25 protein-coding genes are annotated in these 16,516 nt (G+C 38.5%); 23 read left to right on the top strand and 2 right to left on the bottom strand.

Annotation, left to right across the window (positions count from 1 at the left end; translation table 11 throughout):
* The first annotated feature begins 21 nt into the window (after positions 1-21).
* The 21 genes from rpsE to BAQ49_RS23905 all read left to right on the top strand — a co-directional run bounded on the left by rpsE (position 22) and on the right by BAQ49_RS23905 (position 13,637).
* Positions 22-522: a 30S ribosomal protein S5 gene (gene rpsE / locus BAQ49_RS24005; RefSeq protein ID WP_000554646.1), complete on the top strand. Its 501-nt coding sequence runs from the start codon at positions 22-24 to the stop codon at positions 520-522.
* A gap of 13 nt (positions 523-535) precedes the next feature.
* Positions 536-718, top strand: a complete 183-nt coding sequence (rpmD, locus tag BAQ49_RS24000; protein WP_001085231.1) for a 50S ribosomal protein L30 — start codon at positions 536-538, stop codon at positions 716-718.
* Positions 719-751: 33 nt separating this feature from the next.
* Positions 752-1,192 carry a 50S ribosomal protein L15 gene (gene rplO, locus BAQ49_RS23995; RefSeq protein ID WP_000766083.1) on the top strand — a complete coding sequence of 147 codons (441 nt, stop codon included), beginning with the start codon at positions 752-754 and terminating at the stop codon, positions 1,190-1,192.
* Complete coding sequence (gene secY / locus BAQ49_RS23990; protein WP_000490151.1) at positions 1,192-2,493, top strand: preprotein translocase subunit SecY; 1,302 nt, start codon at positions 1,192-1,194, stop codon at positions 2,491-2,493. Before rplO ends, secY begins: the two co-directional genes overlap by 1 nt.
* 56 nt (positions 2,494-2,549) lie before the next feature.
* A complete protein-coding gene (locus BAQ49_RS23985; protein ID WP_001048996.1) occupies positions 2,550-3,200 on the top strand; it encodes an adenylate kinase in 651 nt (216 codons plus the stop codon).
* Complete coding sequence (map, locus tag BAQ49_RS23980) at positions 3,200-3,946, top strand: type I methionyl aminopeptidase (protein ID WP_000582542.1); 747 nt, start codon at positions 3,200-3,202, stop codon at positions 3,944-3,946. Before BAQ49_RS23985 ends, map begins: the two co-directional genes overlap by 1 nt.
* Before the next feature lie 68 nt (positions 3,947-4,014).
* Positions 4,015-4,233: a translation initiation factor IF-1 gene (gene infA / locus BAQ49_RS23975; protein ID WP_001029884.1), complete on the top strand. Its 219-nt coding sequence runs from the start codon at positions 4,015-4,017 to the stop codon at positions 4,231-4,233.
* Between the two features lie 35 nt (positions 4,234-4,268).
* Positions 4,269-4,382 (top strand): 50S ribosomal protein L36, encoded by a 114-nt coding sequence (rpmJ, locus tag BAQ49_RS23970; RefSeq protein WP_000868344.1) that lies wholly within the window; start codon positions 4,269-4,271, stop codon positions 4,380-4,382.
* A 21-nt stretch (positions 4,383-4,403) separates the two neighbouring features.
* Positions 4,404-4,769: a 30S ribosomal protein S13 gene (rpsM, locus tag BAQ49_RS23965; RefSeq protein ID WP_000090790.1), complete on the top strand. Its 366-nt coding sequence runs from the start codon at positions 4,404-4,406 to the stop codon at positions 4,767-4,769.
* Positions 4,770-4,793: 24 nt separating this feature from the next.
* Positions 4,794-5,183 carry a 30S ribosomal protein S11 gene (rpsK, locus tag BAQ49_RS23960; RefSeq protein WP_000101797.1) on the top strand — a complete coding sequence of 130 codons (390 nt, stop codon included), beginning with the start codon at positions 4,794-4,796 and terminating at the stop codon, positions 5,181-5,183.
* A 180-nt stretch (positions 5,184-5,363) separates the two neighbouring features.
* Positions 5,364-6,308, top strand: a complete 945-nt coding sequence (locus tag BAQ49_RS23955; protein ID WP_000569644.1) for a DNA-directed RNA polymerase subunit alpha — start codon at positions 5,364-5,366, stop codon at positions 6,306-6,308.
* Positions 6,309-6,343: 35 nt separating this feature from the next.
* Positions 6,344-6,706 (top strand): 50S ribosomal protein L17, encoded by a 363-nt coding sequence (gene rplQ, locus BAQ49_RS23950; RefSeq protein ID WP_000331490.1) that lies wholly within the window; start codon positions 6,344-6,346, stop codon positions 6,704-6,706.
* Between the two features lie 105 nt (positions 6,707-6,811).
* The gene (locus BAQ49_RS23945; protein WP_071747339.1) at positions 6,812-7,654 is read left to right on the top strand and encodes an energy-coupling factor ABC transporter ATP-binding protein; all 843 of its coding nucleotides are present in this window, start codon (positions 6,812-6,814) and stop codon (positions 7,652-7,654) included.
* Positions 7,630-8,511, top strand: a complete 882-nt coding sequence (locus BAQ49_RS23940; protein WP_071747338.1) for an energy-coupling factor ABC transporter ATP-binding protein — start codon at positions 7,630-7,632, stop codon at positions 8,509-8,511. Before BAQ49_RS23945 ends, BAQ49_RS23940 begins: the two co-directional genes overlap by 25 nt.
* A complete protein-coding gene (locus BAQ49_RS23935; RefSeq protein ID WP_071747337.1) occupies positions 8,499-9,293 on the top strand; it encodes an energy-coupling factor transporter transmembrane component T family protein in 795 nt (264 codons plus the stop codon). The genes BAQ49_RS23940 and BAQ49_RS23935 overlap by 13 nt, the downstream gene beginning before the upstream one ends.
* A 14-nt stretch (positions 9,294-9,307) precedes the next feature.
* Positions 9,308-10,051 carry a tRNA pseudouridine(38-40) synthase TruA gene (gene truA / locus BAQ49_RS23930; RefSeq protein ID WP_071747355.1) on the top strand — a complete coding sequence of 248 codons (744 nt, stop codon included), beginning with the start codon at positions 9,308-9,310 and terminating at the stop codon, positions 10,049-10,051.
* Between the two features lie 152 nt (positions 10,052-10,203).
* A complete protein-coding gene (gene rplM, locus BAQ49_RS23925) occupies positions 10,204-10,641 on the top strand; it encodes a 50S ribosomal protein L13 (protein WP_001260795.1) in 438 nt (145 codons plus the stop codon).
* Between the two features lie 21 nt (positions 10,642-10,662).
* Positions 10,663-11,055 (top strand): 30S ribosomal protein S9, encoded by a 393-nt coding sequence (gene rpsI, locus BAQ49_RS23920; RefSeq protein ID WP_000079986.1) that lies wholly within the window; start codon positions 10,663-10,665, stop codon positions 11,053-11,055.
* Between the two features lie 162 nt (positions 11,056-11,217).
* Entirely contained in the window at positions 11,218-11,646 is a 429-nt protein-coding gene (locus BAQ49_RS23915) for a YbaK family protein (protein ID WP_001101006.1), read from the top strand.
* A gap of 66 nt (positions 11,647-11,712) precedes the next feature.
* On the top strand, positions 11,713-12,426 hold the full coding sequence (gene cwlD / locus BAQ49_RS23910) for an N-acetylmuramoyl-L-alanine amidase CwlD (protein ID WP_071747336.1): 714 nt from the start codon (positions 11,713-11,715) through the stop codon (positions 12,424-12,426).
* Between the two features lie 143 nt (positions 12,427-12,569).
* Positions 12,570-13,637, top strand: a complete 1,068-nt coding sequence (locus BAQ49_RS23905; protein ID WP_071747335.1) for an iron-sulfur carrier protein/transcriptional regulator SalA — start codon at positions 12,570-12,572, stop codon at positions 13,635-13,637.
* Positions 13,638-13,687: 50 nt separating this feature from the next.
* Here BAQ49_RS23905 and gerD read toward each other — a convergent pair whose 3' ends face one another.
* Positions 13,688-14,305 (bottom strand): spore germination protein GerD, encoded by a 618-nt coding sequence (gene gerD, locus BAQ49_RS23900; RefSeq protein WP_071747334.1) that lies wholly within the window; start codon positions 14,303-14,305, stop codon positions 13,688-13,690.
* Positions 14,306-14,444: 139 nt separating this feature from the next.
* On the opposite strand from gerD, the gene kbaA reads away from it, so the two are divergent.
* Positions 14,445-15,056, top strand: a complete 612-nt coding sequence (gene kbaA, locus BAQ49_RS23895; RefSeq protein ID WP_071747333.1) for a KinB signaling pathway activation protein KbaA — start codon at positions 14,445-14,447, stop codon at positions 15,054-15,056.
* A 126-nt stretch (positions 15,057-15,182) separates the two neighbouring features.
* On the opposite strand, the gene pdaB is transcribed toward kbaA, so the two are convergent.
* Entirely contained in the window at positions 15,183-15,947 is a 765-nt protein-coding gene (gene pdaB / locus BAQ49_RS23890) for a polysaccharide deacetylase family sporulation protein PdaB (RefSeq protein WP_000464724.1), read from the bottom strand.
* A 193-nt stretch (positions 15,948-16,140) separates the two neighbouring features.
* On the opposite strand from pdaB, the gene BAQ49_RS23885 reads away from it, so the two are divergent.
* On the top strand, positions 16,141-16,359 hold the full coding sequence (locus BAQ49_RS23885; RefSeq protein ID WP_033656695.1) for a hypothetical protein: 219 nt from the start codon (positions 16,141-16,143) through the stop codon (positions 16,357-16,359).
* The last annotated feature ends 157 nt before the right edge of the window (positions 16,360-16,516 follow it).

Raw genomic sequence — 16,516 nt, 5'->3', positions numbered from 1 at the left:
TGGTCAAAGGAGGGAAAATTGATGCATCGCATTGACCCAAGTAAATTAGAACTTGAAGAACGTGTAGTTACGATAAATCGTGTCGCGAAAGTTGTTAAGGGTGGTCGTCGTTTCCGCTTTGCTGCACTAGTTGTAGTTGGCGATAAAAACGGTCATGTTGGATTCGGTACTGGTAAAGCACAAGAGGTACCAGACGCAATTCGCAAAGCTATCGAAGACGCTAAGAAAAACTTAATCGCTGTACCATTAGTTGGTACAACAATTCCACACACAATCAACGGTCACTTTGGAGCTGGTGAAGTATTCTTAAAACCTGCTGCTGAAGGTACTGGTGTTATTGCTGGTGGACCTGTTCGTGCGGTACTTGAATTAGCTGGTGTACAAGATATTCTTTCGAAATCTCTTGGTTCTAACACACCAATCAACATGATTCGCGCTACTGTGAACGGATTAAGCGAACTTAAGCGCGCTGAAGATGTTGCAAAATTACGCGGTAAATCTGTAGAAGAGCTACTAGGTTAAGGAGGGAAAACAAATGGCGAAAAAGTTAGAAATTACCCTCACTCGTAGTGTAATTGGTCGTCCACAAGATCAACGTGCGACGGTAGAAGCTTTAGGTCTTAAAAAGTTGAATTCAACTGTAGTTAAGGAAGAAACTCCTGCTATTCTTGGTATGATCAACAAAGTTTCTCACCTTATAACTGTAAAAGAAGCTTAAGGATAACTCATTAATATAAGGAGGTGCCTGGGAATGAAACTTCATGAATTAAAACCTGCAGAAGGTTCTCGTAAAGTACGTAACCGTGTCGGTCGTGGTATCGGTTCTGGTAACGGTAAAACTGCTGGTAAAGGTCATAAAGGACAAAACGCACGTTCTGGCGGCGGTGTTCGTCTTGGCTTCGAAGGTGGTCAAACTCCATTATTCCGTCGTTTACCAAAACGCGGCTTCACAAACATTAACCGTAAAGAGTTTACTATTGTAAACTTATCAACGTTAAATCGTTTTGAAGATGGTACAGAAGTAACACCTGAATTATTGCTGGAAACTGGCGTTATCAGCAAGTTAAACGACGGTGTTAAAATTCTTGCAAGCGGAGCAGTAGAGAAAAAATTAACTGTTAAAGCGCACAAGTTCTCTTCAAGTGCTAAAGAAGCAATTGAAGCAGCTGGCGGATCAGTTGAGGTGATCTAATGTTTCGTACAATCTCCAACTTTATGCGCGTTGCTGAGATAAGACGTAAAATATTATTCACTTTAGCGATGTTAGTCGTATTCAGGATTGGCACGTTTATCCCAGTGCCATTTACAAATGGAGACGTACTGAAAGCACAAGATCAATTAAATGCCTTAGGTATCCTAAATACATTTGGCGGTGGCGCCTTGAAAAACTTCTCCATCTTCGCGATGGGAATCATGCCGTATATTACAGCATCCATCATCGTGCAATTATTGCAGATGGATGTTGTTCCTAAATTTTCGGAATGGTCGAAGCAAGGTGAAATGGGCCGTCGTAAACTAACGCAATTCACGCGTTACTTTACAATTGTTCTTGCGTTTATTCAGGGGTTTGGTATGTCAATCGGTTTTAACGGTATGGTAGGTGGGCAATTAATTTTGAATCCTGGTTGGAGCACTTATTTATACATTGCTACGGTACTGACTGCTGGTACTGCATTTTTAATGTGGTTAGGTGAACAGATTACAGCTAAAGGTGTAGGTAATGGTATTTCCATCCTTATCTTTGGCGGTATTGCCGCAGCGATCCCAAGTGTTATATCTCAAGTGTATCAACAACAGTTTCAAAATATCGGAGATCAATTGTTCATGAGTATCGTTAAAGTTGCATTGATCTTACTAGCTGTGCTAGCAGTTATTGTTGGTGTTATTTTCATTCAACAGGCTGTTAGAAAGATCCCAATTCAATATGCGAAGCGTGTAACAGGAGGAAATGGGAATCATGCTGGAGCACAAAACACACATTTACCGCTTAAGGTAAATAGTGCGGGTGTTATTCCAGTCATTTTTGCTGTTTCATTCTTAATTACGCCTCCAACTATTGCACAGTTCTTCCCGAATCATGATGTATCGCAGTGGATCATTGCAAACTTTAACTATTCTCACCCAGTGGGAATGATCATATATGTTGCGCTCATTGTAGCCTTCACATATTTCTATGCGTTTGTTCAGGTTAATCCAGAGCAAATGTCAGAGAATCTAAACAAACAAGGTGGATATGTTCCAGGTATTCGTCCGGGTAAGAATACGGAACAATATCTAACAAAAATCTTGTATCGTTTGACCTTTGTAGGATCAATTTTCCTGGCAGCGATTGCAATCTTACCAGTTATCTTTACGAAACTGGGAAATCTTCCCCCATCTGCACAGATTGGTGGAACGAGTATGTTAATCGTTGTCGGCGTTGCTTTAGAAACAATGAAGCAGCTAGAAAGCCAACTGGTAAAACGCCATTACAAAGGGTTTATCAAGCAGTGAGTAAGTGGGAAGAATTGTCTTCCCTACATGCTCATGTACTCTGAGGGGGAACAAGGATGAACTTAATTTTAATGGGGCTTCCTGGTGCTGGTAAAGGTACACAAGCCGAACAGATTGTTGCCAAGTATAACATCCCTCACATTTCAACAGGAGATATGTTCCGTGCAGCTATGAAGGCTGAAACTGAAATGGGTCTACAAGCAAAATCTTTTATTGATAAAGGTGCGCTTGTTCCAGATGAAGTTACAATCGGAATCGTTCGTGAACGTTTAAGTCAAGAAGACTGCGTAAGAGGTTTCTTACTAGACGGTTTCCCACGAACTGTTGCACAAGCATCAGCTCTTGAAGAGATTATGAAAGATCTTGGCAAAAAAATCGACTATGTTTTAAACATTAATGTGGATTCAGGGTTGTTATTAAAACGCCTTACAGGCCGTCGCATTTGTAAAGAGTGCGGTGCGACTTACCACTTAGAATTCAATCCACCAGCAAAAGCTGATGTGTGCGATAAATGTGGTGGCGAATTATATCAACGCTCTGATGACAATGAAGAAACTGTGGCAAATCGCTTAGATGTAAATATTAAGCAAACAAAACCTTTGCTTGATTTCTACGAGGAGCTTGGTTACTTACAAAGCATTAATGGTGAGCAAGATATCAATAAAGTATTTGCTGATATCGATGTTCTCATCGGAGGCTTAGCGTAATGATAATCTGCAAAACTCCTCGCGAGATAGAAATCATGCGAGAAGCCGGCAGGATCGTTGCTTTAACTCATCAAGAGTTGAAACAGCACATTACTCCAGGAATTACAACGAAAGAGCTCGATCAAATAGCGGAAAAGACGATTCGAAAATATGGTGCTACGCCATCTTTTAAAGGATACAACGGATTTCCGGGGAGCATATGTGCTTCTGTAAATGAAGAGCTTGTACACGGAATTCCAGGGAAGCGCAAGCTCGAAGAGGGCGATATCATCAGTATCGATATTGGTGCGAAATACAATGGGTACCATGGAGATTCTGCATGGACGTATCCAGTTGGAAACATTTCTGAATCTGTTCAAAAGCTACTTGATGTCACAGAAAAATCGTTGTATCTTGGTCTAGAACAAGTAAAACCAGGCGAAAGATTATCAAATATCTCACATGCGGTTCAAACCCATGCTGAAGAGAATGGGTTCTCGATCGTTAGGGAGTATGTTGGTCACGGAATCGGGCAAGACTTACATGAGGACCCTCAAATCCCGCACTATGGTCCACCAAATAGAGGCCCTAGATTAAAGCCGGGAATGGTCATCTGTGTTGAGCCGATGGTGAATCAAGGAAGACGATATGTAAAAACACTATCTGATGACTGGACAGTGGTAACGGTAGATGGTAAATGGTGTGCCCACTTTGAGCACACGATTGCTCTTACAGAAGCAGGATACGAAATCCTTACCACTTTATAAGTAGCTGGCTCTCCGGGATTTCAGAGCAGTGTAAAATGTTACTGATTTGAAGAAGGGAGAACTATTGAATGGCTAAAGATGATGTAATTGAAGTCGAAGGTACCGTTCTTGAAACGTTGCCAAATGCTATGTTCAAAGTAGAATTAGAGAATGGGCATGTCGTATTGGCTCACGTTTCTGGTAAAATCCGTATGAACTTCATTCGTATTTTACCAGGAGACAAAGTTACGGTAGAATTATCTCCGTACGATTTAAATCGTGGTCGTATTACGTACCGTTTTAAATAATATAGCACTCCGTAATCTTTAAGGAGGTTCGAGACATGAAAGTAAGACCGTCAGTTAAACCAATCTGCGAAAAATGTAAAGTTATTCGTAGACGTGGAAAAGTAATGGTTATTTGTGAAAACCCTAAACATAAACAAAAACAAGGTTAATCAGAAGGAGGTGCATTCAGAATGGCACGTATCGCAGGTGTAGATATTCCTCGAGACAAACGCGTTGTTATTTCTTTAACTTACGTATTCGGCATTGGTCGTACAACTGCTGAAAAAATTCTTACTGAAGCTGGTATTTCTTCAGAAACACGAGTTCGTGATTTAACGGAAGACGAACTAGGACGTATCCGTGATATCATCGATCGTATTAAAGTTGAGGGAGACCTTCGTCGTGAAGTATCTCTTAACATTAAACGTCTAATGGAGATCGGTTCTTACCGTGGTCTTCGTCACCGTCGTGGTTTACCAGTTCGTGGTCAAAACTCTAAAAACAATGCTCGTACACGTAAAGGTCCACGTCGTACAGTAGCAAATAAAAAGAAATAATAAGTAAAGGAGGTTGAACTAACAATGGCACGTAAAACAAACACTCGTAAAAAACGTGTGAAAAAGAATATTGAAGCTGGTATAGCTCATATTCGTTCTACTTTCAACAACACAATCGTAACACTTACAGATACTCATGGTAACGCACTTTCTTGGTCTAGTGCTGGTGCACTTGGTTTCCGTGGATCTCGTAAGTCTACTCCATTCGCTGCGCAAATGGCTGCTGAAGCTGCTGCTAAAGTTGCAATGGAGCACGGTTTAAAAACATTAGAGGTTACTGTTAAAGGTCCTGGTGCTGGTCGTGAAGCTGCAATTCGTGCTCTTCAAGCTGCAGGTCTAGAAGTAACAGCAATTAGAGATGTTACTCCAGTTCCTCATAATGGATGTCGTCCACCAAAACGTCGTCGTGTGTAATTTTTCTGTATAGAATTTTCCCTTTTGTCTATAATGGATATGATGCATTATCGAGAAATTTCGTACAGAAACATCGCTTGTTGTGCACAATCGGGAACTGCCTAAGGGGGACTTTCGGTTAGACAGGGGGTATCCCTTTGTTTAACCGGGGTTTCGACGTTTTGAAGGAGGGTTTAGTTAATGATTGAAATCGAAAAGCCGAAAATCGAAACGGTTGAACTTAACGAAGATGCTAAATATGGTAAATTCGTAATTGAACCGCTTGAGCGTGGATATGGTACTACTTTGGGTAACTCCTTACGTCGTATTCTTTTATCCTCACTCCCTGGTGCCGCTGTTACTGCTATCCAAATCGATGGCGTATTACATGAATTTTCAACAGTTGAGGGCGTAGTAGAAGACGTTACGACGATCATCTTAAACTTGAAAAAGTTAGCTCTTAAAATCTACTCTGAAGAAGAGAAGACGTTGGAAATTGATGTGCAGGGCGAAGGTATTGTCACAGCTGCTGATATTACTCACGATAGTGATGTAGAAATCTTAAATCCAGATTTACACATTGCAACGTTAGCAAAAAATGCGCATTTCCGCATGCGTTTAACTGCAAAGCGTGGCCGTGGGTATACGCCAGCTGATGCAAATAAAAGCGAAGATCAACCAATAGGAGTAATTCCTATTGATTCTATTTATACTCCAGTATCACGTGTAACTTACCAAGTGGAAAAGACACGTGTCGGACAAGTGGCTAATTATGATAAGCTTACGCTTGATGTATGGACGGATGGAAGCATCGGGCCAAAAGAAGCTATCTCTTTAGGTGCCAAAATCTTAACTGAGCATTTAAATATCTTTGTTGGTTTAACTGATGAAGCACAAAATGCTGAGATTATGGTCGAGAAGGAAGAAGATCAAAAAGAGAAAGTTCTTGAGATGACTATCGAAGAACTAGATCTTTCTGTTCGTTCTTATAATTGCCTAAAACGTGCAGGAATTAATACTGTACAAGAGCTTGCGAACAAAACAGAAGAAGATATGATGAAAGTTCGTAACTTAGGACGTAAATCCTTAGAAGAAGTTAAACATAAACTTGAGGAATTAGGTTTAGGTTTACGTAAAGACGACTGAGGATTTAAACCCATCAACAAAGGAGGGAACTACGAATGGCATACAGAAAATTAGGCCGTACAAGTGCGCAACGTAAAGCTATGTTACGTGATTTAGCTACTGATTTAATTATCAACGAGCGCATCCAAACGACAGAAACTCGTGCAAAAGAACTTCGTTCTGTAGTGGAAAAAATGATCACTTTAGGTAAACGCGGAGATCTTCATGCTCGTCGTCAAGCAGCAGCTTTCATTCGCAATGAAGTTGCTAACGCTGAGACTGGTCAAGATGCACTTCAAAAATTATTCGCTGATGTAGCTCCACGCTATGCTGAGCGCCAAGGCGGATACACTCGTATTGCAAAAATTGGTCCACGTCGCGGAGACGCAGCACCAATGGTAATTATCGAGTTAGTATAATGATGATTAAAAGGGCAGGACAGTTCTTTTCAAGTAACTGGTCATGGCCCTTTTTTTTTAAATATAAAAAATAGGCTAACTTGGCGAAGGAAAGGGTGCCTTGTATTGAAAAAAGAGAAACTTCGGACAGAAAATATATCATTTCAATATCCTGGGGCAGCCTCTTATGCATTAAAAGGTGTTTCATTTTCCTTATATGAAGGAGAATGGGTATCTGTTATTGGACAAAATGGTTCAGGTAAATCTACACTTGCAAAATTATTGAATGGTTTGTTTTTACCGGAATCAGGGACCATTACTGTAAATGATACAGTGGTTTTATCAGAGGAAACGGTATGGGATGTTCGAAAACAAATTGGGATGGTATTTCAAAATCCTGATAATCAATTTGTTGGAACGACAGTACAAGATGACGTTGTATTTGGTCTAGAAAATATCGGAATGCCAAGGGAGCAGATGATAGAAAGACTAGAACAAGCCCTGCAACTGGTCCGTATGGAAGATTTTCTTAATGATGAACCCCATTCGTTATCTGGCGGACAAAAACAGCGAGTCGCAATAGCAGGTGTTTTAGCACTTCAGCCATCTATTTTAATACTAGATGAAGCAACTTCAATGTTAGACCCTCAGGGGAGACTTGAAGTAGTAGAAACGGTTAGACAACTTGTTAATCAAAAGGGTATTACGGTGTTATCGATTACGCACGATTTAGAAGAAGCGGCACAGTCAGACCGTATTATTATTTTGAACAAGGGAGAAATATTAGAGGAAGGTACTCCAGAGCAAATTTTCAAATCCTCTCATATGCTCCAAGAGATTGGATTAGATGTACCTTTTTCGGTGAAAATAGCAGAATTATTAAAAAGAAATGAAATTCACTTGCAAAATACGCATCTTACAATGGAAAGCTTGGTGAACGAACTTTGGAGATTACATTCCAAAAAGTAGAACATCGTTATCAATATAAAACTCCATTTGAAAGACGCGCACTTTATGATGTAGACGTGTCGTTTCCAAGTGGGGGCTATTATGCCATTATTGGTCATACTGGTTCAGGAAAGTCGACGATGATTCAACATTTAAATGGTTTATTACAGCCGACAAATGGTACGGTTCAAATTGGCGAACATTTAATTTCAGCAGGGAAGAAAGAAAAGAAACTTAAACCACTACGAAAAAAAGTAGGGGTTGTCTTTCAGTTCCCAGAACATCAGCTATTTGAAGAGACAGTTGAGAAGGATATTTGTTTTGGACCTACTAATTTTGGTGTATCTGAAGAAGAGGCAAAACAAAAGGCGAAAGATGCAATCCAGCTTGTTGGATTGGACATAGAGTTATTAGCACGTTCTCCGTTTGAGTTAAGCGGTGGGCAAATGAGGCGCGTTGCAATAGCAGGCGTACTTGCGATGGAACCCGAAGTGCTTGTATTAGATGAACCTACAGCAGGGCTTGATCCTAAAGGACAGCACGAGCTCATGGAGATGTTTTACAAGCTTCATAAGGAACAGGGGCTTACAGTCATTCTTGTCACCCACAATATGGAGGATGCTGCTAAGTATGCAGATCAAATTGTGGTCATGCATAAAGGAACGGTCTTTTTGCAAGGAAGAGCAGAGGAAGTATTTTCACATGGAGATGAATTAGAGAAAATTGGTGTGGATCTTCCGATGTCTTTAAAGTATAAACGTGCAATTGAAGAAAAGTTTGGTATTTCAATTTCGAAGGCTACCTTATCTTTAGAGGATCTTACTCATGAAGTTGTACAGGTGTTACGAAAAGGTGGTCATGAATCATGCAGCAGTTGATCATTGGGAGATACATTCCAGGTCAGTCAGTCATTCATAAACTTGATCCTCGTACGAAGCTGTTGATTGTCTTTTTATATGTATTTGTTGTTTTTTTAGCAAATAATGCGATTTCATATGGATTTTTATTTTTGTATGCACTCATTGCTTTATTTTTTGCAAAAGTGCCGATTCGTTATGTGCTTTCGGGCTTAAAACCAATTCTATGGATTTTTCTTTTTACATTTTTCCTGCATATTTTTACAAATAAAGAAGGGGAAGTACTATTCCAGCTTGGTTGGTTTTCGATACATGAAAAAGGATTAGAGCAAGGGGTATACATTTCTATACGATTCTTCGTTATTATTTTAATGACGACATTATTAACGTTAACGACGACACCTATTGAAATTACAGATGGGTTGGAGACGTTATTAAAGCCGTTGAAGCGTATAAAAGTTCCTGTTCATGAAATCGCATTAATGATGTCAATTTCACTACGTTTTATCCCGACATTAATGGATGAAACGAGTAAAATTATGAAAGCACAAGCGTCACGTGGCATTGATTTCGCCGGGGGACCGATAAAAGATAGGATGAAAGCTATTATTTCACTACTCGTTCCGTTATTTATTAGTGCTTTTAAGCGTGCAGAGGACTTAGCGATTGCGATGGAAGCGCGTGGATATCAAAGTGGCGAAGGACGTACTAAATTTAGGCAACTACGCTGGAAAACAAGTGATACAGTAACGATTATAAGCTTACTTTGTTTAGCTTGTATTTTGGCATGGGTGCGATCGTAATGGAGAATAAAGAAATGGATAGAATAAAATGTACGGTTGCATATGATGGCATGCATTTTTGTGGTTATCAAATTCAGCCGCAGCATCGTACTGTTCAACAAGAGATAGAGAAAGCATTGCAGAAATTGCATAAAGGAGAACTTGTTCGTGTTCAAGCATCGGGCAGAACAGATTCTACGGTTCATGCAAAAGGACAAGTGATACACTTTGATACCACTTTGTCTCTTGCAGAGTGGCAATGGAGTAATGCTTTAAACACAATGTTGCCAGATGATATTGTTATCAGACAGGTAGAGAAAAAAACAGAAGAATTTCATGCGCGTTACGGTGTCGAGAAAAAAGAATATCGTTATCGTGTATTATTATCAAAGACTGCGGATGTATTCCGTAGAAATTACGTATATCAATATCCATATCCACTTGAAATAAACTCTATAAGAAAAGCGATTCCTTATTTTATTGGAACGCATGATTTCACTTCTTTTTGTTCGGCAAAAACTGACAAAAAAGATAAAGTGCGAACAATTTATGAAATTGAGTTAATTGAGCAAGACGATGAATTAATTTTTCGTTTTGTAGGTAATGGATTTTTATATAATATGGTCAGAATTATTGTTGGTACGTTACTTAACGTAGGGCAAGGAAAGCTTGATCCTGATAGCATTCCAGAGATTTTAGCGAAACAAAATCGCCAGTTTGCTGGAAAGATGGCTCCAGGCCATGGACTTTACTTATGGCAGGTAAACTATAACAACTAATCCTGGTGTAACATTTGCTTGACATTAGAAACTCAAAAGTATATCATAACATATGGTATTGTTTCTAAAACCACGATTAGCCCCGGAAGGAAATCGTGTTTAAGATAAACAATAGATTTTTTCTATGGAAAAGATAACGAGGAGGGAAACACATGCGTACGACTTTTATGGCAAAAGCTAACGAAGTTGAGCGTAAATGGTATGTGGTTGATGCTGAAGGTCAAACTTTAGGTCGCCTATCTACTGAAGTAGCATCCATTTTACGTGGTAAAAACAAACCTACATTTACACCACACGTTGACACGGGTGATCATGTAATTATTATTAACGCTGAGAAAATTCATTTAACAGGTAATAAATTAAACGATAAAATTTACTACCGTCACACTAACCACCCAGGTGGACTTAAGCAAAGAACAGCTCTAGAAATGCGTACAAACTACCCTGTACAAATGTTAGAGCTTGCAATTAAAGGGATGCTTCCAAAAGGACGTTTAGGACGTCAAGTATCTAAGAAATTAAACGTGTATGCTGGAGCAGAGCATCCACACCAAGCACAAAAACCAGAAGTTTACGAACTTCGCGGATAATTAATTAAAGGAGGGCTTACTTTGGCACAGGTTCAATACTATGGCACTGGACGTCGTAAGAGTTCAGTAGCGCGCGTGCGCCTAGTTCCAGGCGAAGGACGCGTTATCATTAACGGTCGTGATTTTGAAAACTATATCCCATTTGCTGCATTACGTGAAGTAGTGAAACAACCTCTAGTTGCAACAGAAACTTTAGGTAACTACGATGTACTTGTAAACGTAAATGGTGGTGGATACACTGGTCAAGCTGGTGCTATTCGTCACGGTATTTCTCGCGCTTTATTAAAAGCTGATCCAGAATACCGTCTAACATTAAAACGTGCAGGTCTATTAACTCGTGACGCACGTATGAAAGAGCGTAAAAAATACGGTCTTAAAGGCGCACGTCGTGCACCTCAGTTCTCAAAACGTTAATTTTTGCGAACTAAAAACCCCAACCATTTTGGTTGGGGTTTTTTTATGTTTAATTCCTCTTTTGTAATTTTTGTAGTTTGGAATATTTTAGTGTCACCGCCTTGCGTATGCTTCTTCTTTAGAAGTTTAGACTAATACGTATTAGGGAGGTTTATAAGTACTATGAATGTCATTGTCAGCTTACAAGAAAAACAAAAAGAAAAGCAGTTGAAATACGAGCGGAAGATGCTGCGAGAATTATCATTAAAAACATTGCGCTCAAATATTCGTGATGCCTTTCAGATGCAAGAACTTCATCGTCAGTATGAAGATTATTGTATTGAACTAGGGATAGAATCTTATTTATTAGGAGCGAGATACAGTAAATTTGGTTATTATGGTGAATCATTCTTTGATGTGAAATATAGAGCCTTGGAAGAAGAGCAACAATTAACTGAAACATTATTTCAATTTTTAACAAGTATGACTATGCGTGAAATTAAACTGCAAGACGAGGAATTACTTTTTGAATCTTGCCAGCAGTTTATCGGCCTGTGGTGGCAGGAAGGGTATGAAAAAGGTGAACGAAGATATCGATTAAAGCTACACTAAGACAAGCATAAACTTTCCTCTTGTCCCATATAAGTAATTAGAGGGACTAGCTGGAGGAGGAAAGGTATGAAGAGAATTCGAATTATCTCTTTTGCGCTCGCTGCGGTTGTTTTGTTTTTTTTAGTCAAACAAGAATTTCAAATTACAAAATCGTGGCGAGCCTGGAATTTGCCCTTATCAGGGAAAGTGATCGTACTAGACGCTGGGCATGGTGGTCCAGACGGAGGGGCTGTTGGTGGAAAGGATATTGTAGAAAAAGATATTACGCTTGAAATTACAAAAAAAGTACAAGATTATTTACAAGAACAAGGTGCGTTAGTTATTTTAACTCGTGAAGGAGATTATGATTTAGCTAACAAAGATACAAAGTCATATAGTAGGCGTAAAGCAGAGGACTTAAAAAGGCGTGTAGAGATTATTAATAAGCCTGATGTAGACTTTTTTGCAAGCATTCATTTAAACGCTCTAACTAGCGGTGGATCTAAAGGCGCACAAACGTTCTATTACCGTTCTTTAATTGAAAATGAACGGGCTGCGAAATTTATACAGGCTGAATTGAGAACGAGCTTAGAAAATACGAATCGTTCTGCTAAAACAATTCCTCACGTGTACTTATTGAAGTATGCTAAAAAACCGGGTGCTTTAATTGAGGCTGGCTTTTTGTCGAATGTGAATGAAAGGTATATGCTAAATTCGGAGAAGTATCAGCAAAAAGTAGCAGCTGCAATATATCGTGGTATATTACGTTATTTCACAGAAAAAGGAAATCCTCCGGAATAAGGAGGATTTTTCGAGTTTCTCTCGTTAACGAAGTTTTCCGAAAATATGTTATACTGGAAATGTAAACGCATTTATTTCAAAAATAAAGAGAGATAAATTTAATTAACATTACGTTATTTTTCATACAGGGGGCTGGGCTAATTATGGTAACAAAAGAGCAGGTAGTGGAAGCGTTGGAAGGGATTGTAGATCCGTTTTTACATAAAACGTTAAAAGAAACAAATGCAATTAAAGAGGTAACAGTCAAGCCTGAGAAGGAACATGTAAGTGTTAAAATTGCAATTGTAAAAACAGGTACAGCGGAACAAATGCAGTTGCAGTCTGGAATTGTAAAGTTAGTAAAAGAACTTGGGGCAACAACAGTTGGACTTCGTTTTGCAGAATTTACAGAAGAGGAATTAGCTCAGTTTGCACCACCGCAAGAGGAAGAGAAAAGTGAATCTTTATTATCACCGAACTCACATACAACATTTTTAGCAGTGGCAAGTGGAAAAGGTGGAGTAGGGAAATCGACTGTTTCCGTTAACCTTGCAATTGCTTTAGCTCGTTTAGGGAAAAAGGTCGGTATCATTGATGCGGATATTTACGGTTTTAGTGTACCGGATATGATGGGTATAGAGAAACGTCCAATCGTAAGAGGGGATAAGATAATACCAGTGGAGCGTCTAGGTGTGAAGGTGATCTCAATGGGATTCTTTGTAGAAGATAATGCACCAGTTATTTGGAGAGGACCGATGCTTGGGAAAATGTTAAATCACTTTTTCACTGAAGTAGAATGGGGTGATTTAGATTACTTAGTATTGGATTTACCACCAGGTACGGGTGATGTTGCTTTAGATCTGCATTCGATGTTGCCGGCTTGCAAAGAGATTATTGTAACAACGCCGCATCCAACAGCAGCATTTGTAGCAGCGCGTGCTGGGGCTATGGCTTTACGTACAGAACATAGTATTCTTGGCGTTGTTGAAAATATGGCGTATTTTGAAAGTAAAGCAACTGGTGAAAAAGAGTATGTGTTTGGAAGAGGTGGAGGAGATAAATTAGCTACGGAACTCCAAACAGATGTGCTTGGTCGAATTCCACTTCAACAACCGGATTGGAATAAAGAGGACTTTGCGCCGTCAGTATATGAAGATACACATACAACTGGTCTTATTTATCGTTCGATAGCTGAGACAGTTATTGATAAAACAGCTGTCACGCAAAAATAAAGTAGTAATGAGTGGACAATATATACATTGTCCACTCATTACTATAATTTTTATTGTTGTTCTTTGTTCCCACCTTGAGAACCACCTTCACCGCCTGCGCCTTTTTTATCAGACCCGCCTTTTTCGGCTTTTTGTACACCTTTACTAATGATGTCAATCATCTTAGCCTGGAAGAGTGGACTTTCGGCAGTTTCGGTTAGTACTTGTTGTAAATATAGACGATACTCTTTACTCTTCATTGTTTGTAACATCATTTTTTCTACTTCAGGATTTTTCATAATCTCTATAACACCTGATTGGTATTCAGGGTCTTTTAGTAAAGTTTTCATTAAGTTTGTTTGTTCTTTTCCCATACTTTTAGCAAACTTCGATGAGAACTCAGGGTCTTTAAAGAGCTTTTCCCAGAATTGTTGCCCTTTTTCGGATACCATTGCATCTTCAATCGTTTTCTTTACTACTGTTTCATCTAGTATGAGTGCTTGTTTCATTTTTTCATCAGTTAATACATCTTGGATCGCTTTTTTTCCTTGGTCTGTTTTTAAAATATCAACAATCATTTTTTTTGTTTGATCATAATCAAGTTCGGATTTTGCTTCTTTTTCTTGTGCACATGCCACTAGTGCGATAAATAGAAAAGAAGAAATCAAAACGAGCAGCAGCCGTTTCATAAATTGGAGCTCCTTTCAGCACAGTTCTCTTTTTTTAATATAAATCTCTTTAAGGAATTTATACATTAACATGGCTAGCTTTTTGAAATTGTCATTGATACAATTTAATTAGAAATATAAGAATAATGGGGGATGTGTTGTGAATAGCCGCAAGTGGGTACGACTATTTTTTACGACGTTGTTTCTGGGTGGGATTAGCACAGTCTTTATTGGATTTGTTTTAGAATGGGACAAGTACGCTAAATTTTTTCAAAATTTCGACGGAAAAGAGATTTTAGCAATTTCTTTTTGGTTGATGGGCGTAGGATTTATTTTTAGTGTTATAAGTCAAATGGGATTCTTTGCGTATTTAACGATCCATCGTTTTGGATTAGGGATGTTTCGGTCATCGTCTTTATGGAATGCGGTGCAACTCTTCTTTATTGCGTTCGTATTGTTTGATTTCGTTTATTTAAGGTCAGTACTTATTGCAAATGGGGAAGCTTCATTAGGGAATAACATACTTGTTGCGGGGATATTATTTGTGTTTGGGGCAATTGTCGCATACATAAAGAGTAAAGAAACGAATAAAAAAGCATTTGTGCCCGCTCTGTTCTTTATGGTTGTTGTAACAATTCTTGAATGGGTACCAGCGCTCCGGATTAATGATACAGATTGGTTATATTTAATGGTGATACCACTCCTATTATGTAATTCATATCAGTTACTTGTATTGCATCGTTTAATTGGACAAAAGAGTAAGTCAGCTTAATGAGGAGAGAGTGGATTTGTAATTAGCCAGATTCTTATTGTTTGTAAATGCGAGGATAAAAAAGCTCTGCTATTTTTCATTAAAATAGCAGAGCTTTTTATGTGTGAAGAATCGTGTAGAAAAGAATTACTTAATATCTTCGCTTTTCGTACTTGTGTTGGAAATAAGTTGTGATACAGATGTTTGTTCATATCCGTCGCTCTTTAATTTTTGTAAGAGTAATGGTAAAGCCTTATTTGTTTGAAGAGCAGAATCAGAAGCGTGTAATAAGACAATATCTCCACCCTTTAAATTGCTAGAGACTGTGGAAACGATTTTATTTACGCCGGGATTTTTCCAGTCATTTGAATTGTTACTCCAATGAACGATGGTGTATCCGAGTGATTCGGCTATTTTAAGGGTTGTTTTGTTAAAGTCGCCACTAGGTGGGCGTAATAGCTTGACTTGTTTTACGCCAAGTTTCGTAAAAACATCTTGCGCTCGCAAAAGATCTCTTCGTATTTCATTTGCTTCTAGTGAATTGTAGGATGTGTAATTATAGCCCATACTACCAATTTCATGTCCATCTTTCATGATTCGTTCGACAATATCAGGGTGTCTTTCGGCCCATGCAGCAGAGAGAAAGAAGGTTGCATTCTTAATTTCTCTTTCTTTGAGTGTATTAAGGATTGGAATAGCTTTTTTATCTCCCCAACTAATGTCAAACGTGAATGCAACTTGTTTTTTTGCGGTGTCCCCTTTGTAAATCACCTTAGGGCCAGTAGCGGTTGAAAAAGCAGATTCATGTGAATATGTTTTTAAAAAGAGTAGCCATGCTGTAAATAAGGAAAGTACGACTATTAAGCTAATGTGTTTAAATGTTCTTTTACTCGTAATAAAAAAGAAAAACATAATATTACGCCCCTTTGTCCAATCCTTTTCAGTTACATATATGCTTTAAATTTAAAAAAGAGAACAAGGGATTAACATCGTAGGTGGTGGATATAATGAATGATAGAATTTTATTTTTTGATGATACATTATTGGTAACTGAAAATGAGTGGGGCGTTTATTGATATATGTAAGGAACTATTGGGGTGATAATTTGCTTGGGATTATGTTAACGAAGGAAGAGAGAAAAGAAATGGAATACATACTGAAGAGAGAGTTAGAGGAACTTTTATTTGATTTTGAAGATGAGCGTATACATAGCGTTGTGAAAAAGGCGATGGAAGAAAGATATAAAATCATTTTTTGTTTATTTCGGAGAGTTGCTAATAGAGAAGAATGTATTCGGTATGTAAGAAAAAGAATTTTTTATTAAAAAGTGTTGACGTTAAGAGTGAGTATATGATAAATTAATAAACGTCGCTGATGCGGAAACGCAGAAAACGACAAAAAAGAAATTAAAAAACTTAGTTGACATCGAAAAACGAAGATGTTAACATAAGGAAGTCGCAAATGAGCGACCAAGTAGTTCT

This window comes from Bacillus proteolyticus, assembly GCF_001884065.1.
In the GTDB taxonomy this organism is placed as follows: domain Bacteria; phylum Bacillota; class Bacilli; order Bacillales; family Bacillaceae_G; genus Bacillus_A; species Bacillus_A proteolyticus.
Note: the sequence above shows the minus strand (reverse complement) of the source record. Positions and strands in the feature narration are given on the sequence as shown.